The organism is Bradyrhizobium sp. AZCC 2176, from assembly GCF_036924645.1.
In the GTDB taxonomy this organism is placed as follows: domain Bacteria; phylum Pseudomonadota; class Alphaproteobacteria; order Rhizobiales; family Xanthobacteraceae; genus Bradyrhizobium.
The window spans coordinates 7048087-7065256 of record NZ_JAZHRX010000001.1 but is presented as its reverse complement, the minus strand read 5'-3'; the positions used below and the strand labels follow the sequence as shown (position 1 = coordinate 7065256).

At 63.2% G+C, this 17170-nt stretch carries 16 protein-coding genes; 9 read left to right on the top strand and 7 right to left on the bottom strand.

Annotated elements, in window-relative coordinates; genetic code table 11:
* Positions 1 to 2 precede the first annotated feature (2 nt).
* Entirely contained in the window at positions 3 to 1502 is a 1500-nt protein-coding gene (locus tag V1288_RS33650; RefSeq protein ID WP_334361085.1) for a glycosyltransferase family 39 protein, read from the top strand.
* 13 nt (positions 1503 to 1515) lie between these two features.
* On the opposite strand, the gene V1288_RS33645 is transcribed toward V1288_RS33650, so the two are convergent.
* Together V1288_RS33645 and V1288_RS33640 are read right to left on the bottom strand one after the other, a co-directional pair.
* Complete coding sequence (locus V1288_RS33645; protein ID WP_334361084.1) at positions 1516 to 3411, bottom strand: CHASE2 domain-containing protein; 1896 nt, start codon at positions 3409 to 3411, stop codon at positions 1516 to 1518.
* Between the two features lie 11 nt (positions 3412 to 3422).
* Positions 3423 to 3941, bottom strand: a complete 519-nt coding sequence (locus V1288_RS33640) for a FecR domain-containing protein (RefSeq protein WP_334361083.1) — start codon at positions 3939 to 3941, stop codon at positions 3423 to 3425.
* A gap of 388 nt (positions 3942 to 4329) precedes the next feature.
* On the opposite strand from V1288_RS33640, the gene V1288_RS33635 reads away from it, so the two are divergent.
* The 6 genes from V1288_RS33635 to V1288_RS33610 all read left to right on the top strand — a co-directional run bounded on the left by V1288_RS33635 (position 4330) and on the right by V1288_RS33610 (position 11037).
* Positions 4330 to 5025 (top strand): DUF899 family protein, encoded by a 696-nt coding sequence (locus V1288_RS33635; RefSeq protein WP_334361082.1) that lies wholly within the window; start codon positions 4330 to 4332, stop codon positions 5023 to 5025.
* Between the two features lie 147 nt (positions 5026 to 5172).
* Positions 5173 to 6513 carry an RtcB family protein gene (locus V1288_RS33630; protein ID WP_334361081.1) on the top strand — a complete coding sequence of 447 codons (1341 nt, stop codon included), beginning with the start codon at positions 5173 to 5175 and terminating at the stop codon, positions 6511 to 6513.
* A 262-nt stretch (positions 6514 to 6775) separates the two neighbouring features.
* Positions 6776 to 7948: a DUF2778 domain-containing protein gene (locus tag V1288_RS33625; RefSeq protein ID WP_334361080.1), complete on the top strand. Its 1173-nt coding sequence runs from the start codon at positions 6776 to 6778 to the stop codon at positions 7946 to 7948.
* A 172-nt stretch (positions 7949 to 8120) separates the two neighbouring features.
* Complete coding sequence (locus V1288_RS33620; protein WP_442893893.1) at positions 8121 to 9617, top strand: AMP nucleosidase; 1497 nt, start codon at positions 8121 to 8123, stop codon at positions 9615 to 9617.
* A gap of 8 nt (positions 9618 to 9625) precedes the next feature.
* On the top strand, positions 9626 to 9874 hold the full coding sequence (locus tag V1288_RS33615) for a hypothetical protein (protein WP_334361079.1): 249 nt from the start codon (positions 9626 to 9628) through the stop codon (positions 9872 to 9874).
* A 383-nt stretch (positions 9875 to 10257) separates the two neighbouring features.
* Positions 10258 to 11037 (top strand): Crp/Fnr family transcriptional regulator, encoded by a 780-nt coding sequence (locus V1288_RS33610; protein ID WP_334361078.1) that lies wholly within the window; start codon positions 10258 to 10260, stop codon positions 11035 to 11037.
* 334 nt (positions 11038 to 11371) lie between these two features.
* Here the strand turns inward: V1288_RS33610 and V1288_RS33605 are convergent, their stop codons facing one another.
* The 4 genes from V1288_RS33605 to V1288_RS33590 all read right to left on the bottom strand — a co-directional run bounded on the left by V1288_RS33605 (position 11372) and on the right by V1288_RS33590 (position 14350).
* Positions 11372 to 11584 (bottom strand): hypothetical protein, encoded by a 213-nt coding sequence (locus tag V1288_RS33605; RefSeq protein WP_334361077.1) that lies wholly within the window; start codon positions 11582 to 11584, stop codon positions 11372 to 11374.
* A gap of 563 nt (positions 11585 to 12147) precedes the next feature.
* A complete protein-coding gene (locus tag V1288_RS33600; protein WP_334361076.1) occupies positions 12148 to 12273 on the bottom strand; it encodes a hypothetical protein in 126 nt (41 codons plus the stop codon).
* Positions 12274 to 12300: 27 nt separating this feature from the next.
* Positions 12301 to 13944, bottom strand: a complete 1644-nt coding sequence (gene groL / locus V1288_RS33595; RefSeq protein ID WP_334361075.1) for a chaperonin GroEL — start codon at positions 13942 to 13944, stop codon at positions 12301 to 12303.
* Positions 13945 to 14035: 91 nt separating this feature from the next.
* Complete coding sequence (locus tag V1288_RS33590; protein WP_334361074.1) at positions 14036 to 14350, bottom strand: co-chaperone GroES; 315 nt, start codon at positions 14348 to 14350, stop codon at positions 14036 to 14038.
* Between the two features lie 380 nt (positions 14351 to 14730).
* Here V1288_RS33590 and V1288_RS33585 point away from each other — a divergent pair, with 380 nt between their 5' ends.
* Both V1288_RS33585 and V1288_RS33580 read left to right on the top strand, forming a co-directional pair.
* Entirely contained in the window at positions 14731 to 15018 is a 288-nt protein-coding gene (locus V1288_RS33585; RefSeq protein ID WP_334361073.1) for an usg protein, read from the top strand.
* A 157-nt stretch (positions 15019 to 15175) separates the two neighbouring features.
* The gene (locus tag V1288_RS33580; RefSeq protein WP_334361072.1) at positions 15176 to 15739 is read left to right on the top strand and encodes a cupin domain-containing protein; all 564 of its coding nucleotides are present in this window, start codon (positions 15176 to 15178) and stop codon (positions 15737 to 15739) included.
* A 110-nt stretch (positions 15740 to 15849) separates the two neighbouring features.
* Here V1288_RS33580 and V1288_RS33575 read toward each other — a convergent pair whose 3' ends face one another.
* Positions 15850 to 17103: a NupC/NupG family nucleoside CNT transporter gene (locus tag V1288_RS33575; protein WP_334361071.1), complete on the bottom strand. Its 1254-nt coding sequence runs from the start codon at positions 17101 to 17103 to the stop codon at positions 15850 to 15852.
* Positions 17104 to 17170: the final 67 nt, after the last annotated feature.

The window sequence follows — 17170 nt, the reverse complement described above, 5'->3', positions numbered from 1 at the left end:
AAATGAATCCGAGCGAGGCGCGGGTTGCCCTCAACACGGGTTTGGCGATCCTGGGGCTGGTGGCACTACGCCTGATTGCCGCGGCGTTCACGCCGATCACCTTCGACGAAGCTTATTACTGGATGTGGTCGAAGCATCTGGCCGGCGGCTATTACGATCATCCGCCGATGGTCGCGGTGGTGATCCGGCTCGGCACGCTGATCGCAGGCGATACCGAGTTCGGCGTGCGGCTGGTCTCAATCCTGCTGGCGCTGCCGATGAGCTGGGCGATCTATCAGGCCGCCGCCATCCTGTTCGGCAGCCGTCGCGTGGCCGCGTCGTCGGCGATCCTTCTGAACGTCACGCTGATGGCCGCGGTCGGCACCATGATCGTCACGCCGGACGCGCCGCTCCTGGTGGCTTCCAGTCTGCTGCTGTTTGCGCTCGCCAAGGTGCTGCAGACCGGCCGCGGCGTGTGGTGGCTAGCGGTGGGTGCTGCCGCCGGTTGCGCGCTGCTTTCGAAATACACCGCGCTGTTCTTCGGGCCGGCGATCCTGATCTGGCTGATCACCGTTCCCGAGCTGCGGCACTGGCTGGTCTCGCTTTGGCTTTATCTCGGCGGGCTCGTCGCGCTGTTGCTATTTGCGCCGGTCATTCTCTGGAACGCCGGCCACCACTGGGTTTCCTTCATCAAGCAGATGGGGCGGGCGAGGATCGAGGATTTCCGCCCGGTCTTCATCGCCGAGCTGATCCCGACGCAGATCGCGTTCGCCACGCCGCTGGTGTGGATGCTCGGTGCGATGGGGCTTTATGCTCTGTTCCGCCGACGCGCCGGCGCGCTGCCGCAGCGCGTGCTCGTCAATGCGATGTTCTGGGTCATCGTCGCCTATTTCGTCTGGCACGCGCTCCATGCCCGCGTCGAGGCCAACTGGTTTGCGCCGGTTTATCCGGCGTTTGTGATCGCAGCCGCCGTCGCCGCGCATCTGGTCGAATGGCAGCCGCGCTGGCAGCGTCTGGTCGATTTCTGTCGGCGCTGGGCGGCGCCGGGCGGTGTCTTGATGTTCGTATTGCTGGTCGTGCAGGCCAACAGCGGCGCGCTGTCGGGCTATCGCCGCGATGCCACCGTACGCAGCGTCGGCATCGGCTGGCGCGAAACGGCCGCCGCGATCGAAGCGGCGAGGGCGCGAACGGGAGCCACATGCGTGCTGGCGTCGGACTACGGCACCACCGGCTGGCTCGCCTTCCATCTGCCGAAGGGCACCTGCGTGGCGCAGCAGAGCCAGCGCATCCGCTGGGTCAACATGCCCGAGCCGGATGCGGCGCAGCTTGCCGGCCCGTTGCTTTATGTCAGCGAGGTCCGGCCCGGCGACGCGCCCTTGAAGGACCTGTTCGCCCGCGTGGAGAAGGTGGCCGAGGTCGAGCGCAGGCGCGGCCCGCTCGTGATCGAGACCTATGCGCTGCATCTCCTGCGGGAGCCGAAGGGCGAGGTGTTCGACCGCACGCCGCCGCCGGAATTGCAATAGGACGCGAAGCCGGTCACTCCGCGGCGTCGGGATGCGTGCGTTGATCGATCGTCGGATGTTCGCCCCGCCACAGCCAGACCGTGAGGGAGCCCGACCTGCCGCGAATCTGAGTCTCGACGGGGCCGGCGAGGCTTCCGGTTTTCAGCCGGGCGCCCGTGCCTTCCGCCGCGATGCGCAACGTATCGCTCAGCGCCAGCCTGACATCGTGGCGGGCCGCCACTTCCATCAGTCGGCTCGCCACGTTCACAGTGTCGCCGGTTGCGGTGATGTGCTGATGGTTGCGACCGCCGAGCCGGGAGGCGACGATCGGCCCGAAATGTGCGCCGATCTTGAAGCCGATGCGCGCCGCGACCGGTTGCGGCAACGCTGCGATCCAGCGCTCGGTCTTGACGCAAAGCGCGATCGAACATTGTGCCGCGCGCACAGCGTCATCCGGCGCCGCCTCCGGCAGACCGAACAGGATCATGGCGCCATCGCCGAGAAAGCTCGTGATCATGCCGCCGCACTGGGTCACTTCCTTGTCGACCAGAGCGTGAAACTCCTTCAGGAGTCCCCGTGTGGCATCTGGATCGAGCGTTTCGCTGAGCGAGGTAAATCCGGAGAGATCGACGAACACGACGGCGGCATTCTGCCTGACCGGCGCCAGCAGGAAGTCGGGATCGCGCGTCAGCCATTCCTGGAGGCCCGGCGTCTGGAATTGCTCGAGCAGCCTGTTTTGCGTGGCGAGATGCTGGGCGCTGCGCCGGCCCGACCACAATTGCAACGTGCCGAACAGAATGACCGGCGGCGCAGCGGCGGCGATGGTCGTCGCGGCGTCGAGCCATATGCCGTGCGCGAAAGCAATCGCATTCGCAGCCAACCATGCCAGCACCACCGCGCTGACCGTCAAGAGACCGATCGCGTTTCGCCGCCAGGCCAGCAAGCCGACCAGCAGCACCGGGAGCAGGATCGTCGTGATGGCCTCGACGATGCGAACCGGCCGGTCGCGCACGACGCTGTCTCCTGCGACCAGATGCGTAATCGCGGTGGAAATGATTTCCACGCCCGGCATCAGTGAATCGAACGGCGTCGGAAAGAAGTCGCCGGCGCCGGTCGCGGTCGCGCCGAGGACGACGATCCGGCCCTGGATGGCTTCCTTGTCGATCTGGCCGTCGATCAGATTGGCGGCGCTGACGGTGCGAATGGTCTGGCGCGGGCCGTAATAGGAGATCGGCAGCGAATAGTCGGAAGCGGTTGCGATCGGCCGGTCGCCGAACAGCAGGCGCTCGGGCTCGATCGTCAGCTTCTGGCCGATCGCGACGGAGGCGGCGCGAAGCGGAAACGACAATTCGATTCTGTCGCGTGTCCGGAACAGCATCGGGACCGAGAGCGGCGTGCCGGTTTGGCGCGTCGCCACGTTGGCGATACCGACTTCCGCGCGGTCGGCAAAAGCCGGCAGCGGCAGCAGGAAGCGGTCGGCCTTCGGCAGGCGTGCCAGCGGCCCATCGTCCTCCGCCGAAGCCTGAACGGTATTGGAAAATACCGCCGCCGCCGCAAGCACGGTCGGACTCGCCGCCAGCGACTTCGCGAGCGCCGCGTCGCCGTCGGCGGGCCCTTTGTCGACCAAGAGGAGATCGATCGCGATGACCTTCGGCTCCAGCCGCGCGATCGCCTCGACGATCCTGGCGATCTCTGCGCGCGGCAGCGGATAGGTGCCGCCGAGCTTGACGATGGTGTCGTCGATCGCAACGATCGTAACGATGTCCGGCGGTACCTTTACGCCGCGCACCAGCGTTCGCATATCGGTCAATGCCGACTCGATGCGGTCGAGAAACCGCAAATGGCCGCTCGTATGGCCGAGCCATATCGCGCCTGCCCACAATCCCGTGCTGAGCAACGCAACCAGAATATGAAGACGTCGATGGCTCATCCGCGTGTCTTCTATTGTCCCAATCTTGCCATCAGGGCTGTCACGCGCGCGGGCGGCCAGCGTTTCACGATCAACTCGCCAGATCCCTCGACATCGACGCCGTCGCCGGGCCCGAGTACGACGCTGCCGCGACCGGCGGATCGCGCGACGCTCACGCGGCCGTTGACGACGAATACCGACGTCTTTGCACCTTCGGCGTCCACCGCCCATTTGGTGCCGCGCACCGCGGCAATCGCTTGCGGCGTCACCACGTTGAACCGGGTGCGGCCCGGCTTCTTCGGCACCTCGAGCAGTAGCGCCTTGTTGCTGAGTTCGACGGAATCGACATGGCCGTCGCGGTTGCGGTCCCCGAGCTCGAACTTCGCGCCGCTTTCGGCCACGATCGTGATCGCTGTCGGGCAATGCAGGGTCTGCGTCCCTTGCGCCGTCGGCGCGGTCGTGCAGCCTAACGTTGCCGGCTGGGCTGCCACGTCAGCGGTCAGCAGCAGACTTGAAAAAACGATCCATCCGGCGCGTGCCAGCATCGTCATGGCAGCTTCCCTTCCGGGCATGGGAGAAATTGGATTGATACGGCACCGTATCACAATGGCGCCCCAACACGCAAAGCGAATAAAGGGCTCCAATAATGTGTCTGCCGGCGGCCCATAAGGTTCGGCAAAACTCCGGTCGTATAATTCGGCTCAAAAAGCGTCGTAAATGGCCGGTTACAACGCTGAAAAGGCAAAAATTGGAAGGAGTTGAAGGGACCCGTTCCGGTTGCGGGCAGGCCGGGCTCGGCAGGAACGCAAGGCCGGTATGCAGAGTGTCGCGTGTGTGGCCGAAACGGCGATTTCCGAGGCGTATTTTGGTGCCGCGGTGTCGGAACGACGTGTCGCAAGAACGTCTTGTATCCAGGTCAACCAAAATGGAGGTCATTCCATGTCCGGTTCCGCCCTGAAACCCGCCGCTGAACTCGCACGTGGAAATAGCGTGCGCTTTCCCAATGAGAGTGCCGAGTATCGCCGCGCCCGCGAGCAATTACTGGCGGAGGAGATCGAACTGCGCCGCCACATCGAGCGCGTCGCCGAATTGCGCCGCGCGCTGCCGCCGGGAGGCGCAGTGACGAAAAACTATGAATTCGAAGGCGAGGGCGGCAAGGCGACCTTGTCGGACCTGTTCGGCGACAAGCAGACGCTCGTGATCTACAGCTACATGTTCGGACCGCAGCGCGAGCAGCCGTGCCCGATGTGCACGTCCTTCATGAGCACCTGGGAAGCAAAGCTGCCCGACGTCGAGCAGCGCATCGCGTTTGTGTTCGTGGCGCGCTCGCCGATCGCGCGGCTGATCGCAGCGAAGAAGGCGCGCGGCTGGACACGGCACCGGGTCTATTCGGACCCGTCTGGCGAATTCACGCGCGATTACGTCAGCGCGGCGGACGCGGACGTTCCCGGCTACAACGTGTTCACGCGCCGCGACGGCAGCATCCGCCATTTCTGGTCCGGCGAAATGGGACCATCGATTGCCGATCCCGGACAGGACCCGCGTGGTGCACCTGACTTCGATCCGCTGTGGACCATCCTGGACACTACGCCGGAAGGGCGGGGCAAGGACTGGTATCCGCGCCTGAGTTATTAGTACGCGCGGCGCGCAAAGCCATTCCTGGCAAGCTCGACGTTGTGATAGTTCACTGCGAACCGAACGGACCTCTGTTGCGGTCGACATGGGATCCTCCGAAGCCTTGATCGGCTTTCGGCATGAGGCGTTGCAGTGTAGGAGGATCAAATGCGATCCGATCCCTACCAGGAGCGGGCCAGGGCTTTGGCCGTTGAAGCCGGGCTTGATCCCGATGCCAAGATCGATCGGCCCGGCCAGCGGCCGATGCCGACCTGGTGCCTGTTTCGCGACGCCGCGCGCAAGGAGAAGCTTGCGCGAGACGCGAAGGCCGTTGCATCCGATATCGCGCCCAAGCCGCAGGCGGCGCAATACCAGAACAGCCCGCTCAAGGTCTTCGGCAAGCACGACGACGCGACGATCGCGCAGATGCGCAATTGCATGTCGGTCGGTAACGCGGTCGCCGGTGTCCTTTGTGCTGACGGTCATCTGGGTTATGCCCAGCCGGTCGGCGGCGTGATCGCGTATGAGAAGCAGGTCAGCATCTCCGGTGTCGGCTTCGACATCGGTTGCGGCAACATGGCCGTGCGTCTCGATACGCCGTTCAGCCAGATCGAAGGCAATGTCGGCACCATCATCAAGGACGTGCACAGCGTGATCTCGTTCGGCCTCGGGCGTACCAATGACGAGCGGGTCGAGCATGAACTGTTCGACGACGCCGATGCATGGCGCGAGTCCGACATGGGTGCCTACCGACAGAAGGCGGTCACGCAACTCGGGACCGTCGGGTCGGGCAACCACTATGTCGACCTGTTGCGCGACGAGGAGGGCTTCGTCTGGATCGGCGTGCACTTCGGCAGCCGCGGCCTCGGACACACCAGCGCGACCCGCTACCTCAAGGCCGCGGGCGGCAAGGACGGCATGAACGTGCCGCCCGCCGTCATCGATGAGGGCAGCGAGATCGGACGGCGCTACATCGCGGCGATGCAACTCGCCGGGCGCTACGCCTATGCCGGCCGCGAATGGGTGGTCGAGCGCGTGCGCCGGATCATCGGCGGCGAAGTCACCGACATGGTTCACAACCACCACAATTACGCGTGGCGGGAGAACCATGGCGGCAGGGATTTGTGGGTGGTTCGGAAGGGAGCAACCCCGGCATTTCCCGGCCAGCGTGGCTTCATCGGCGGATCGATGGGCGACGACGCGGTGATCGTTGAGGGCGTCGACAGCGAGGAGGCGAGGGCCTCGCTCTACTCGACGGTGCACGGCGCGGGCCGCCTGTTCGGCCGCAAGGAAGCCAAGCGGCGGTTCACGCGGGCGGAGATGGACGCCTGGCTGCAATCGTGTGGCGTCACGCTCGTAGGCGCCGACCTCGATGAAAGTCCGATGGCCTATCGCCGGCTGCCGGACGTGCTGGCCGAGCACGCTGGCTCGATCAAGGTGCAGCATACGCTGCGTCCGTTCGCGGTTGCGATGGCGGGGGAGAACGAGTTCGATCCGTTCAAGGATTGAGGCCAAACCTGGCCCGATGTGGGACACTTGGCGAGCCATACACCGGGTGTCCCTGATTGGGACTAATCCCTGCGTCACTACGGAGATAATTTCCCCAATAGTTCCATGTATTTGAGCCTGCCTTAGATCCGCCCGCGTTTAAGCCGGATTTAACTAAAAGTCGCCTTAATGACGCTCTGTGCCTCTGCGAGATGCTGCAGGCAACGTCTCCGGACGCAGCATCAATGGGGGACTTGGTGGAATTGTTCTGGGCGTTGTGTGAATGAGTAAGCGTACGCGTGCGTTCGGCCCTGCGGCCCACAACCGCAGGAAATCCTCTCGCAAGGGTATTCCCCAACATTTTCTCGGCGGTGTCGCGGTCGCGGGCCTCGTGCTGGGCTGCGCTTGGACCGTTTACACCAACGTGATCGGCGCCAGCATCTATCCGAGCGTGAACAGCGCCGCCTTCGAGGCGCCCCTCGTCAAAAGCTCGACCATGGTCGCCGCCGGTTCGATGCGGCCGGCCTTCAACGAAATATTCGCTTCGCTGGAGCAACGCCCACTGGTGATGCCCGCGCCGGAGAACGTAGCGAGCTCGCTGATGTTCAGCGAACGGTTTGCCGCGGCAGCGCCGCAGGGCGAGCCGTCCAGGTCTGTTGAGCCGCAACCCGTCGAGGCAACGAAGCTGGCGGCTGCTTCCCCGCCGGCCGAAACGCCAAAGGCTGTCGGTGCGCCAAAGCCTGCCGAAGCGGCCAAGCCGAAAGTTTCCGCACCGGCTACCAAGCTCGCCTTGAACGTTCCGGCCGCGGCGCCGAAGGAGGCCGAAGCTAGGACTGCGGAGGACAAGACCGCGAAGGTCTCCTCCGGCACTTCCGTTCGCGACATGGCGCAGCGCGCCAAGGCCGCGGTGATGTCGATCGCTTCCAACGACAAGCAGTCAATGGTCGAAAAGCTGTGGGGCAAGCAGCCACAGAACTCGCTGCTCGCTTTCGCATCCGCCGACGCCAACGTCACCGGCAGTATCATCGATACGCGAAGCCAGAACCCGATGATGGGCGGCGCGCCGCCCTATGATCGCCAGACCGCGGTCTACGATATCGCCGCCAAGACGGTGTATCTGCCAGACGGTACCAGGCTGGAGGCGCATTCGGGGCTCGGCTCCAAGATGGATGACGTGCGCTATTCGCATGTGCGGATGCAGGGCGTGACGCCCCCGCACATCTACGAACTGACGCCGCGCGAGGCGCTGTTTCACGGCGTGCCGGCGCTGCGGCTGACACCGATCGGCGGCGAGGACAAGATCCACGGCCGTGACGGCCTGCTTGCGCACACCTACATGCTCGGACCGAGCGGCCAGTCCAACGGCTGCGTATCCTTCAAGGACTACTACGCCTTCCTCGACGCCTACAAGAACAAGGGCATCCGCCGCCTCGCGGTGCTGGCGAAGATCCAGTAGCGCGTCGCGCAACAATTGGCATTTGTGGTTATGGGTTCCAGGTCAAGCCCGGGACGACCGGGTACTTCTGAGCACAACCCCAGACGACGAGTCTGGAACGAGACTCGATTGTGGTTATATTTGCTGATCCAGAGTGAGTCCCCGCTCGACAACCAATCTGGCGCGAAACGACATGTGTTCCGCAATGCTCGTCGAAACTCCACCGCCGTTCGCGACCGAAGCATTCGTCGATGCCGGTGCGGCCGTTGCCCGTATCGAAGAGATCTACGAGCGCAATACCCGGTTCCTTCGCGATCGCTTTGAAGCCTATGTCAATGGCGGGGCGTTCACGACGCGCGTTCGAGCCTGTTATCCGTTTGTGCGGATGACGACCTCGACCCATGCACGGCTCGATTCGCGTCTCGCTTACGGCTTTGTCGCGGGGCCGGGCGTGCATGAGACCAGCGTGACGCGGCCGGATATCTTCCGCACCTATCTCACCGAGCAAATCGAGCTGTTGGTCAAGAACCACGGCGTGCCGGTTGAAATCGGCGAGTCGAACGAGCCCATTCCGATTCATTTCGCCTATCGGCGGGACATCAACATCGAGGCGGCGCTGACGATTGCCGACAGCTCGGCCTTTACGCGAACGCTGCGCGACGTGTTCGATACGCCCGATCTTGCTGCCATGGACGATGCGATCGCCGACGGCACATTCGAGATGCCCCCCGGGGCACCCGAGCCCCTGTCCCTGTTCCGTGCGGCGCGGGTCGATTACTCGCTGCGCCGGCTCTATCACTACACCGGCACCGATCCTGAGCATTTCCAGAATTTCGTGATCTTCACGAACTACCAGTTTTATGTCGATGCCTTCGTGCAACTGTGCCAGCACCGCCTCGCATCGGGCGAGACAGGCCCCGATGCCTTTGTTGCGCCCGGGAATGCGATCACGCGCAATGCGCGGCTTGGCGGCGGCACGACCGGGATTACCCCCGAACGCGCGCCACAGATGCCTGCTTTTCATCTCGTCGAGCCCGGCTATCGCGGCATTACCCTGATCAACATCGGTACCGGTCCGTCCAATGCGCGGAACGTCACCGACCACGTCGCGGTGCTGCGGCCGCACGCCTGGCTGATGGTGGGGCATTGCGCGGGCCTCAGGAATACGCAGCGGCTCGGCGACTACGTACTCGCGCATGGCTATGTCCGCGAGGATCACGTGCTCGACAATGAGCTGCCGCTCTGGGTCCCGATCCCAGCGCTTGCCGAGATGCAGGTCGCGCTCGAGGAAGCGGTCGGCGAGGTTACCGGGCTGACCGGCTTTGAGCTCAAACGGGTGATGCGCACCGGAACAGTTGCAAGTGTCGACAATCGCAATTGGGAAATCAGCGGGCCGTCGGTCATTCGACGGCTGTCGCAATCCCGCGCTGTCGCGCTCGACATGGAGTCCGCGGCGATTGCCGCCAACGGCTATCGCTTCCGCGTCCCCTACGGCACTTTGCTGTGCGTCTCCGACAAGCCGCTGCACGGCGAAATCAAACTCGCCGGCATGGCCAGCGAATTCTACCGGCGACGCGTCGGTCAGCATCTGGAGATCAGCCTGAAGGCGCTCGAACGGGTCAAGCACCAGGAATCCGAGCGCCTGCATTCGCGCAAGCTCAGAAGCTTTGCCGAAGTCGCATTTCAGTAGGCCGTACGGTGGGCAAGGCGACAGCGTGCCCACGATCAAGATGGACGATTGGCGATGGATGGTGGGCGCGGCGCTATTGCGCCTTTGCCTACCCGACGACCGGTACGGCTGTCAGGCGCGAGCGCATCGGGGATTTCGAAGGGAGCGAGGAGAATGTCATCGGTCGCCTGGGCATGATGTTCTTTTCCATCGATGCCGGTAGCAACGGCGCGCAGCCTGCCATTCGCCACGGGCGGATCGGCACGGTGGTGCAATAGCGTGACACCAGTGGCTGCATTACAACGCCGGCGCCGCAACGCTCGACGCGGATCTCATGGCTGCGCCGCTCATTGAGAAGCAAAAGTCGCTATTTCAAGCGCTAGCTGGTCTGCCGTGCGCCGGAATGGAACCGCACAATCCCGTAAGCTTACGGTGTTACCCATGCATATTTTATGGTTGCGTCCGAAAGCTCATTTGCATCTAACTCTTAGGGCTAGGCGAGCAGCCTGGCTCGCCCAAGCGTTTGGAGTTTGTTGTTAGAGTGCGAGTTTGTTTGAGTGAGCGTGTATAGAGAAGGCAGATTTAAGCTCATGTTTAGGCCGCCGTTCCGGGACGCTCCAAATGGCGATGGTCGCGGACGCTTCACCGGGTGTTCCCCGCAGTGAAGCCTTCTGCGGGAATAGGGAATCGCCTTCTTGCAGCATTGCCGGCATCGGATCTCGACCTGCTGAAGCCTGAGCTCGAGGTGATCGAGCTCGATCAGGACGCGGTTATTTCGCGGGCGGGCGACGCGATCGAGTACGTCTTCTTCCCTTATAGCGGCGCCATCTCGCTGATGATCGAGATGGCGGACGGGCATACGGTTGCCATCGCCGCAGTCGGGCGCGAAGGGGCGGTAGGTATTCTTTCGGTGCTCGGGCCGTCGTCTGCAGACAATACCGCGGTCGTTCGTGCGGCCGGCACCGCCGCCCGGATACCCGCATCGCGATTTCACACCGCTTTCAACCGGAGCCCTGCGATACGGCACGCGGTCCAGATTCACGTCAAGGCGATGCTGAAGCAGCTTCAGCTCGGCTCGGCCTGCAACGCGCTTCACCCGGTCGAAGCGCGCATGGCCCGCTGGCTGCTTCAGCTTCGCGACCGCGTCGACCATGATGTGCTCCCGCTCACACAGCAGGCGCTCTCGCAAATACTCGGTGTGCGACGTACGACCGTGACGCTCCTGATGCGCAATCTGCGCGCGCGCGGAGCGATCAGGTCCGATCGACGAGGCCTGATCGAGATCGATCCGGCGCGGCTCGCGGCGGCAGCGTGCGAATGTCACAACGTCATGCATCTCGAAGTCGAGGAGATGTTCGCGGCGAATTTGGCCCGATCTCGCGCGGCGGCTCTGTCCGAAGACCGGCGCATTCCAGGGATCAAATCGGGCGGTGCCATGTGAGCGCCTGTCCGCGCAACCGCTCGACCTTTCGCATCGGGACTTGCCGCTGCGGCATTCCCGGAGAGCCGCATCAAACAGCGGCTTCTCCGCCCGATCCGGTTCTCTGCCGCCAATCTCGGCCGGATGCTTGCTCGGATGCCGCCTCGAGCCTCGCAATCTCTCGCAGCACCTTCGCCGTCTGGCGCAGATCATTGCGCTCAGGACCCGGCTTCAGCCGTCGCGCTTCGTAAAGAAAATCCCTGGCCTGCAGCAACCAGGTGGAGGTTTCAGTCGAGATTTGCATTCGCGCCATGGTATCCCCCCATCGCGATGACAGCCTGATCTGTATCGAAGCTTAAGCTAGCGAGTTCGCGCTGCGGCGCCGGACCCGGATGCTCGGCTCGTCGACCCAGGCTTCCCGCGCGAACCAGGCGTGATCGGCGCGGCAAATCGGACAACGGGTGCGCGAGAAAAACACCGCGCTGCGCCCAAAGCTCTCACGATCAGTCTTGATGCCGGTGGGAATCGCGTGCCCGGTTTGCGGACACTTGACCATGACCATACCCATGTCGCCCTCCCTGGAAATTGTTTTTGTTGTCTCTTGCGGAAAAGCACCGGCCGGTTGGAGTTCGCCTCGTGTCGGTGCGGGTTACTTGGGGGGCATCGCGCACCTTGTGTGACCGAGCATCGGGCAGTGGGGCTCATGCTCGCTACTGGGCTTATTCCTACCGGCCGGATCCCTCCTCAAATGAACCTTGGACGTTGAGCGCGGCTTTGTTAGCCGGCTCGATGAAGAACGTTGCTGAAATGCTTCCTGGTCGGCTCACCCGCTTCCGTCGCGTTCAGCGTGACTTTCGCTTCACTTTCACTCACGGCACAATTCTCCTCCCAGGCGAAAGCATTCCCCGCAACGCTCGCCCGCGTCACGAGAGCTCGCGCTCCGTGTTCGATCAGATTTTGGATGAGCCTTGATCCAGCCCCGACGTTACTGTGCCCCACGAAAACTCGGGCTGTCGGTTCGGTTTGCGACTCTCGCGCAAATTATTTTTTGAGAATGTCAACATACACCATCGTATATTTGCGGAGTGGTGTGCATAACAAGGATATCCCAGCGAGCGTGAAATCTTTTCGTCAGCGTGACGTTGCGAATTTTTTCAGCGTGACGGTGCGACGGGCGCTGGCGTTCACTGCGCAGTAGCGGTCGTCCCGCACCGCCTGCTCAAACAAAACCCCGGCATCGCTGCCGGGGTTCTGCATTCCTTAAATATCGCCAGAATGGCTGGATCAGAAGTCCATGCCGCCCATGCCGCCGCCCGGAGGCATGCCGGCGCCGGCGCCGGCGTTCTTCTTCGGCAGTTCGGCGATCATGGCTTCGGTGGTGATCAGGAGAGCCGCGACCGAGGCCGCGTTCTGGATCGCCGCACGAACAACCTTGGTCGGGTCGATGATGCCCTTGGAGACCAGATTGCCGTATTCGCCGGTCTGCGAGTCGAAGCCGTAATTGTACTGCTCCTTCTCGAGGATCTTGCCGACGATGACGGAGCCGTCTTCGCCTGCGTTGATCGCGATCTGGCGGGCCGGCGCGGACAGCGCCTTGCGCACGATCTCGACACCGGTCTTCTGGTCGTCGTTCTGGGTCTTGATGCGCTTGAGCTGCTCGGAGGCGCGGAGCAGGGCGACGCCGCCGCCCGGCACTATGCCTTCCTCAACCGCCGCACGGGTCGCATGCATCGCGTCATCCACGCGATCCTTGCGCTCCTTCACCTCGACTTCGGTCGCGCCGCCGACGCGGATCACGGCAACGCCGCCCGCGAGCTTGGCCAGACGCTCCTGCAGCTTCTCACGGTCGTAGTCCGAGGTGGTTTCCTCGATCTGCGCCTTGATTTGCTGCACGCGCGCCTCGATGTCGGCCTTCTTGCCGGCGCCGTTGACGATGGTGGTGTTTTCCTTGTCGATCATCACCTTCTTGGCGCGGCCGAGCATCTGCAGGGTGACGTTCTCGAGCTTGATGCCGAGATCTTCCGAGATCGCCTGACCTCCGGTCAGAACGGCGATGTCCTGCAGCATGGCCTTGCGGCGATCGCCGAAGCCCGGCGCTTTGACGGCTGCGACCTTCAGACCACCACGCAGACGGTTGACGACGAGGGTGGCGAGCGCTTCGCCTTCGACGTCTTCCGCGACGATGACCAGCGGCTTGCCGGTCTGCACGACGGCTTCGAGCAGCGGCAGCAGCTCGTTCAGCGACGAGAGCTTCTTCTCGTTGATCAGGATGTAGGCGTCGTCCATCTCAACGCGCATCTTGTCGGCGTTGGTGACGAAGTAGGGCGAGATGTAGCCACGGTCGAACTGCATGCCCTCGACGACGTCGAGTTCGGTCTCGAGCGACTTGGCTTCTTCAACCGTGATGACGCCCTCGTTGCCGACCTTCTTCATGGCATCGGCGAGGAACTTGCCGATCTCGGCGTCGCCGTTGGCGGAGATGGTGCCGACCTGGGCGATTTCCTCGTTCGAGGTGACCTTCTTGGAGTTCTTGACGAGGTCGGCGACCACGGCTTCCACCGCCAGGTCGATACCGCGCTTCAGATCCATCGGGTTCATGCCGGCGGCAACCGACTTGGCGCCTTCACGAACGATCGCAGCGGCGAGAACGGTCGCAGTCGTGGTGCCGTCGCCGGCAGCGTCTGCCGACTTGGAGGCGACTTCGCGCACCATCTGCGCGCCCATGTTCTCGAACTTGTCGTCGAGCTCGATCTCCTTGGCGACGGTGACGCCGTCCTTGGTGATGCGGGGAGCGCCGAACGACTTGTCGAGCACGACGTTGCGGCCCTTCGGACCGAGCGTCACCTTGACGGCGTTGTTGAGGATGTCGACGCCGCGCAGCATGCGGTCGCGGGCGTCGACGCCGAATTTGACTTCTTTGGCTGACATATTGGATTTCCCTGAGTTGATGCTTGTCTCTCACCCTGTCGGGGAGGCGCCTTGCGGGCGCTCCTCAGGGTGAGCGTTGCAGGCGAAGCGCTTAGGCGGCCTTCTTCTTGGCGGAGGTAACGTCGAGCACGCCCATGATGTCGGACTCCTTCATGATCAGGAGTTCCTGGCCGTCGATCTTGACCTCGGTGCCCGACCATTTGCCGAACAGGACGCGGTCGCCGACCTTGAGGTCGATCGGGATCAGCTTGCCGGCTTCGTCGCGGCCCCCCGGGCCCACGGCGACGATTTCGCCCTGGGAGGGCTTTTCCTTGGCACTGTCCGGAATGATGATGCCGCCAGCGGTCTTCTCTTCGGCGTCGATGCGCTTGACCACGACGCGGTCGTGAAGCGGACGGAAGTTCATGCAGTCCTCCTAAGTTTCTGAAGATGTTATCAGAATTGGAAATTTTGGCAGTCCGGGCCAGCGAGTGCCAGCTCGGCTGCGGCTGATTTAGGCCAGACTTGTTCGGGGGACAAGGCCTTCTAGCAGAAAAATTGGCACTCAAATATGACGCCTGCCAATTTCGTTAATCATGATTAATCCGGCGGGCCGGGCGTCCGACCCCGTATTAGCACGTGCGGTAAGCTGCTGCTAACGCGCGAATTTTCAACAGTTCATTAAACATTTAGGCTTGTGATGGGTTGGTATCGTGCGTCACATTTCTCTCATGTGAGCGCATCTCCGCCGGGGTGGCTCGGTGTGTGGCCACCACGACAATGCGCTCCTTAATTGGAGGTATTGGCATGGTCTCGCGGGTTGGAGTCGCTTCCGACGACTTCCGGAAGCAGGTGCTGGGTTACGGGCTGACGACGGCGCAAATCCTGTATCGGATGCCGGATCATCCCTCATTGCTGCAGACCTATATCTGGCAGAATTACGATATGTTTCCGAAATTCCCGGCGCTGAAGGATTTCCTCGTTTTCTGGCAGGAAAAGCTTGATGGCCCGCTGTTTTCCGTGACGGTCGCGCACTCCAAGCTGATCAAGCCGGCCGAGCTGCGCGCGGTCGACGGCGTGTTCAGGCTGCATTGAGGCTTGCGCCGGCGCTGTAGGGTGGGCAGAGCGAAGCGTGCCCACCATGCCAACGTAGATCTCGCTCCTGATGGTGGGCACGGCGCATGCGCGCCTTTGCGCACCCTACAAAAAAATTCTGTGTTAGCCTCCCGTCATCAACAAAAGGGAGGCACCAATGGCCAAGCAGAAGGCGGCATCACGCCCCGCGGCGCAGCCCGCCGTGAAGAAGAAATGGTCGGGTCACAAGACGGCGGCGAAATCTTCAGCCCGCAAGACTTCAGCCCGCAAGGCCGTCAAGTCGAAGGCGAGGGTCGCGCCGGCGGCCAAGTCGAAACCGGCCAACAAGGCGCGGCCGAAGCAGCGAATCGCCATCAGCCATCACCGCGAAGAGGATTTCAAAGCCGACGGCCTGCGCACCTACGCGAAGTATCGCGATCTCGGAATCGCGGACGCGACGCACGGTTTGGCGCAGGCGCATGTGATCCGCCTGCAAGGTCCCTGCAATCCGGCGGAAGTTTCAAAGCTGCATTACCACGACGTCGAATTCCAGATGGTCTACGTGCTCAAGGGCTGGGTGAAGACCTACATGGAAGGGCAGGGCGAGACGCTGATGAAGGAAGGCAGCGCCTGGACCCAGCCGCCGCGCATCAGGCATCTGATCATGGATTATTCCGACGATGTCGAATTGCTCGAAGTGATTTTGCCGGCAGAGTTCAAGACGGTGGAATTGGCGAGTTAACTCTCGCCGTCATTCCGGGGCGCGCGTAGCGCGAGCCCGGAATCCATCTCGCCATTTGCCTGCGGCCCGATAGATTCCGGGCTCGTCCTTCGGACGCCCCGGAATGACCGCTACGTCATCACTCCCACGATCGCGCCCATCAGGCACGTCGTTAGCGTGCCCGAGGCGATCGACTTCAGCCCCAGCGCATTGATCTCGTCGCGCCGCTCCGGCGCCATCGTGCCGAGGCCGCCGATCATGATGCCGAGGCTGGCAAAATTGGCAAAGCCGCACATCGCATAGAGCATGATCAGCCGCGAGCGCGGGTCGAGCGCATCCGTGCCGAGTTTCGAAAGCTCGAGATAGGCAATCAGTTCGTTGAGCACGGTCTTGGTGCCCATCAGGCTGCCGGCCGTGATCGCCTGCGGCCAGGGCAGGCCCATCAGCCAGCACACCGGCGCCATCAGAAGCCCGAGCAGCCGCTGCAGCGAAATTTTGGCGCCGCCGATCTCGGGCAACAACCCGAGGATCGCATTGACGAGATAAACCAGCGCGACCAGTACCAGCAACATCGCGACGATGTTGAGCAGCAGTTCGAGCCCGGCTGCGGTACCCTTGGCGATCGCGTCCATGGTGGAGGATGCATGCATGTCAGGATCACCGGCCAGTGCGCCGCCGGTGCGCTTGTCCGAGGTCTCCGGCACCATGATCAGGCTGACCAGGATGGCCGCCGGCGCGCCCAGCACGGAGGCAATGACAAAATGCGCCGCCGCATCCGGGATCAGGGGGGCGAGGAAGGTGGCGTAGAGCACCAGCACGGTGCCGGCGATGCCGGCCATGCCGCCGGTCATCACCAGAAACAATTCGCTGCGCGTGAGCTGCGCCAGATAGGGGCGGATGAACAGCGGCGCCTCGACCATGCCGAGAAAGATATTGGCCGCGGTCGACAGGCCCACCGCGCCGCCGACGCCGAGCGTGCGTTCCAGCAGCCACGCCATGCCGCGCACGATCGGCGGCAGGATGCGCCAGTAGAACAGCAGCGTGGTCAGAACGCTCATGACCAGCACGATCGGCAGCGCCTGAAACGCCAGGATGAATTCCGCGCCCGGCGCCTTGAGGTCGAACGGCAGGGCGCCGCCGCCGAGATAGCCGAATACGAAGGAAGTGCCGGCGCGCGTCGCCGCCGAGATCGTGTTGACGGCGTCGTTGATGGCGCCGAACGCCCTTGCCACCGGCGGCAGCTTGAGCAGCACCAGCGCGGTAACGACGGTGGCGGCCAGGCCAACCGCGATTTGCCGCAACGAAACGGCGCGGCGGTTCTCGCCAAGCGCCCATGCGATCGCCAGCAACGCCAGCACGCCAAACGCCGATTGCAATTGCAGCATGAATCCCCCGCCAACCCCGGGAGCGATTATGCCAGCGCCACGCCCCCGCGCAATGCCGTGTTGCGGG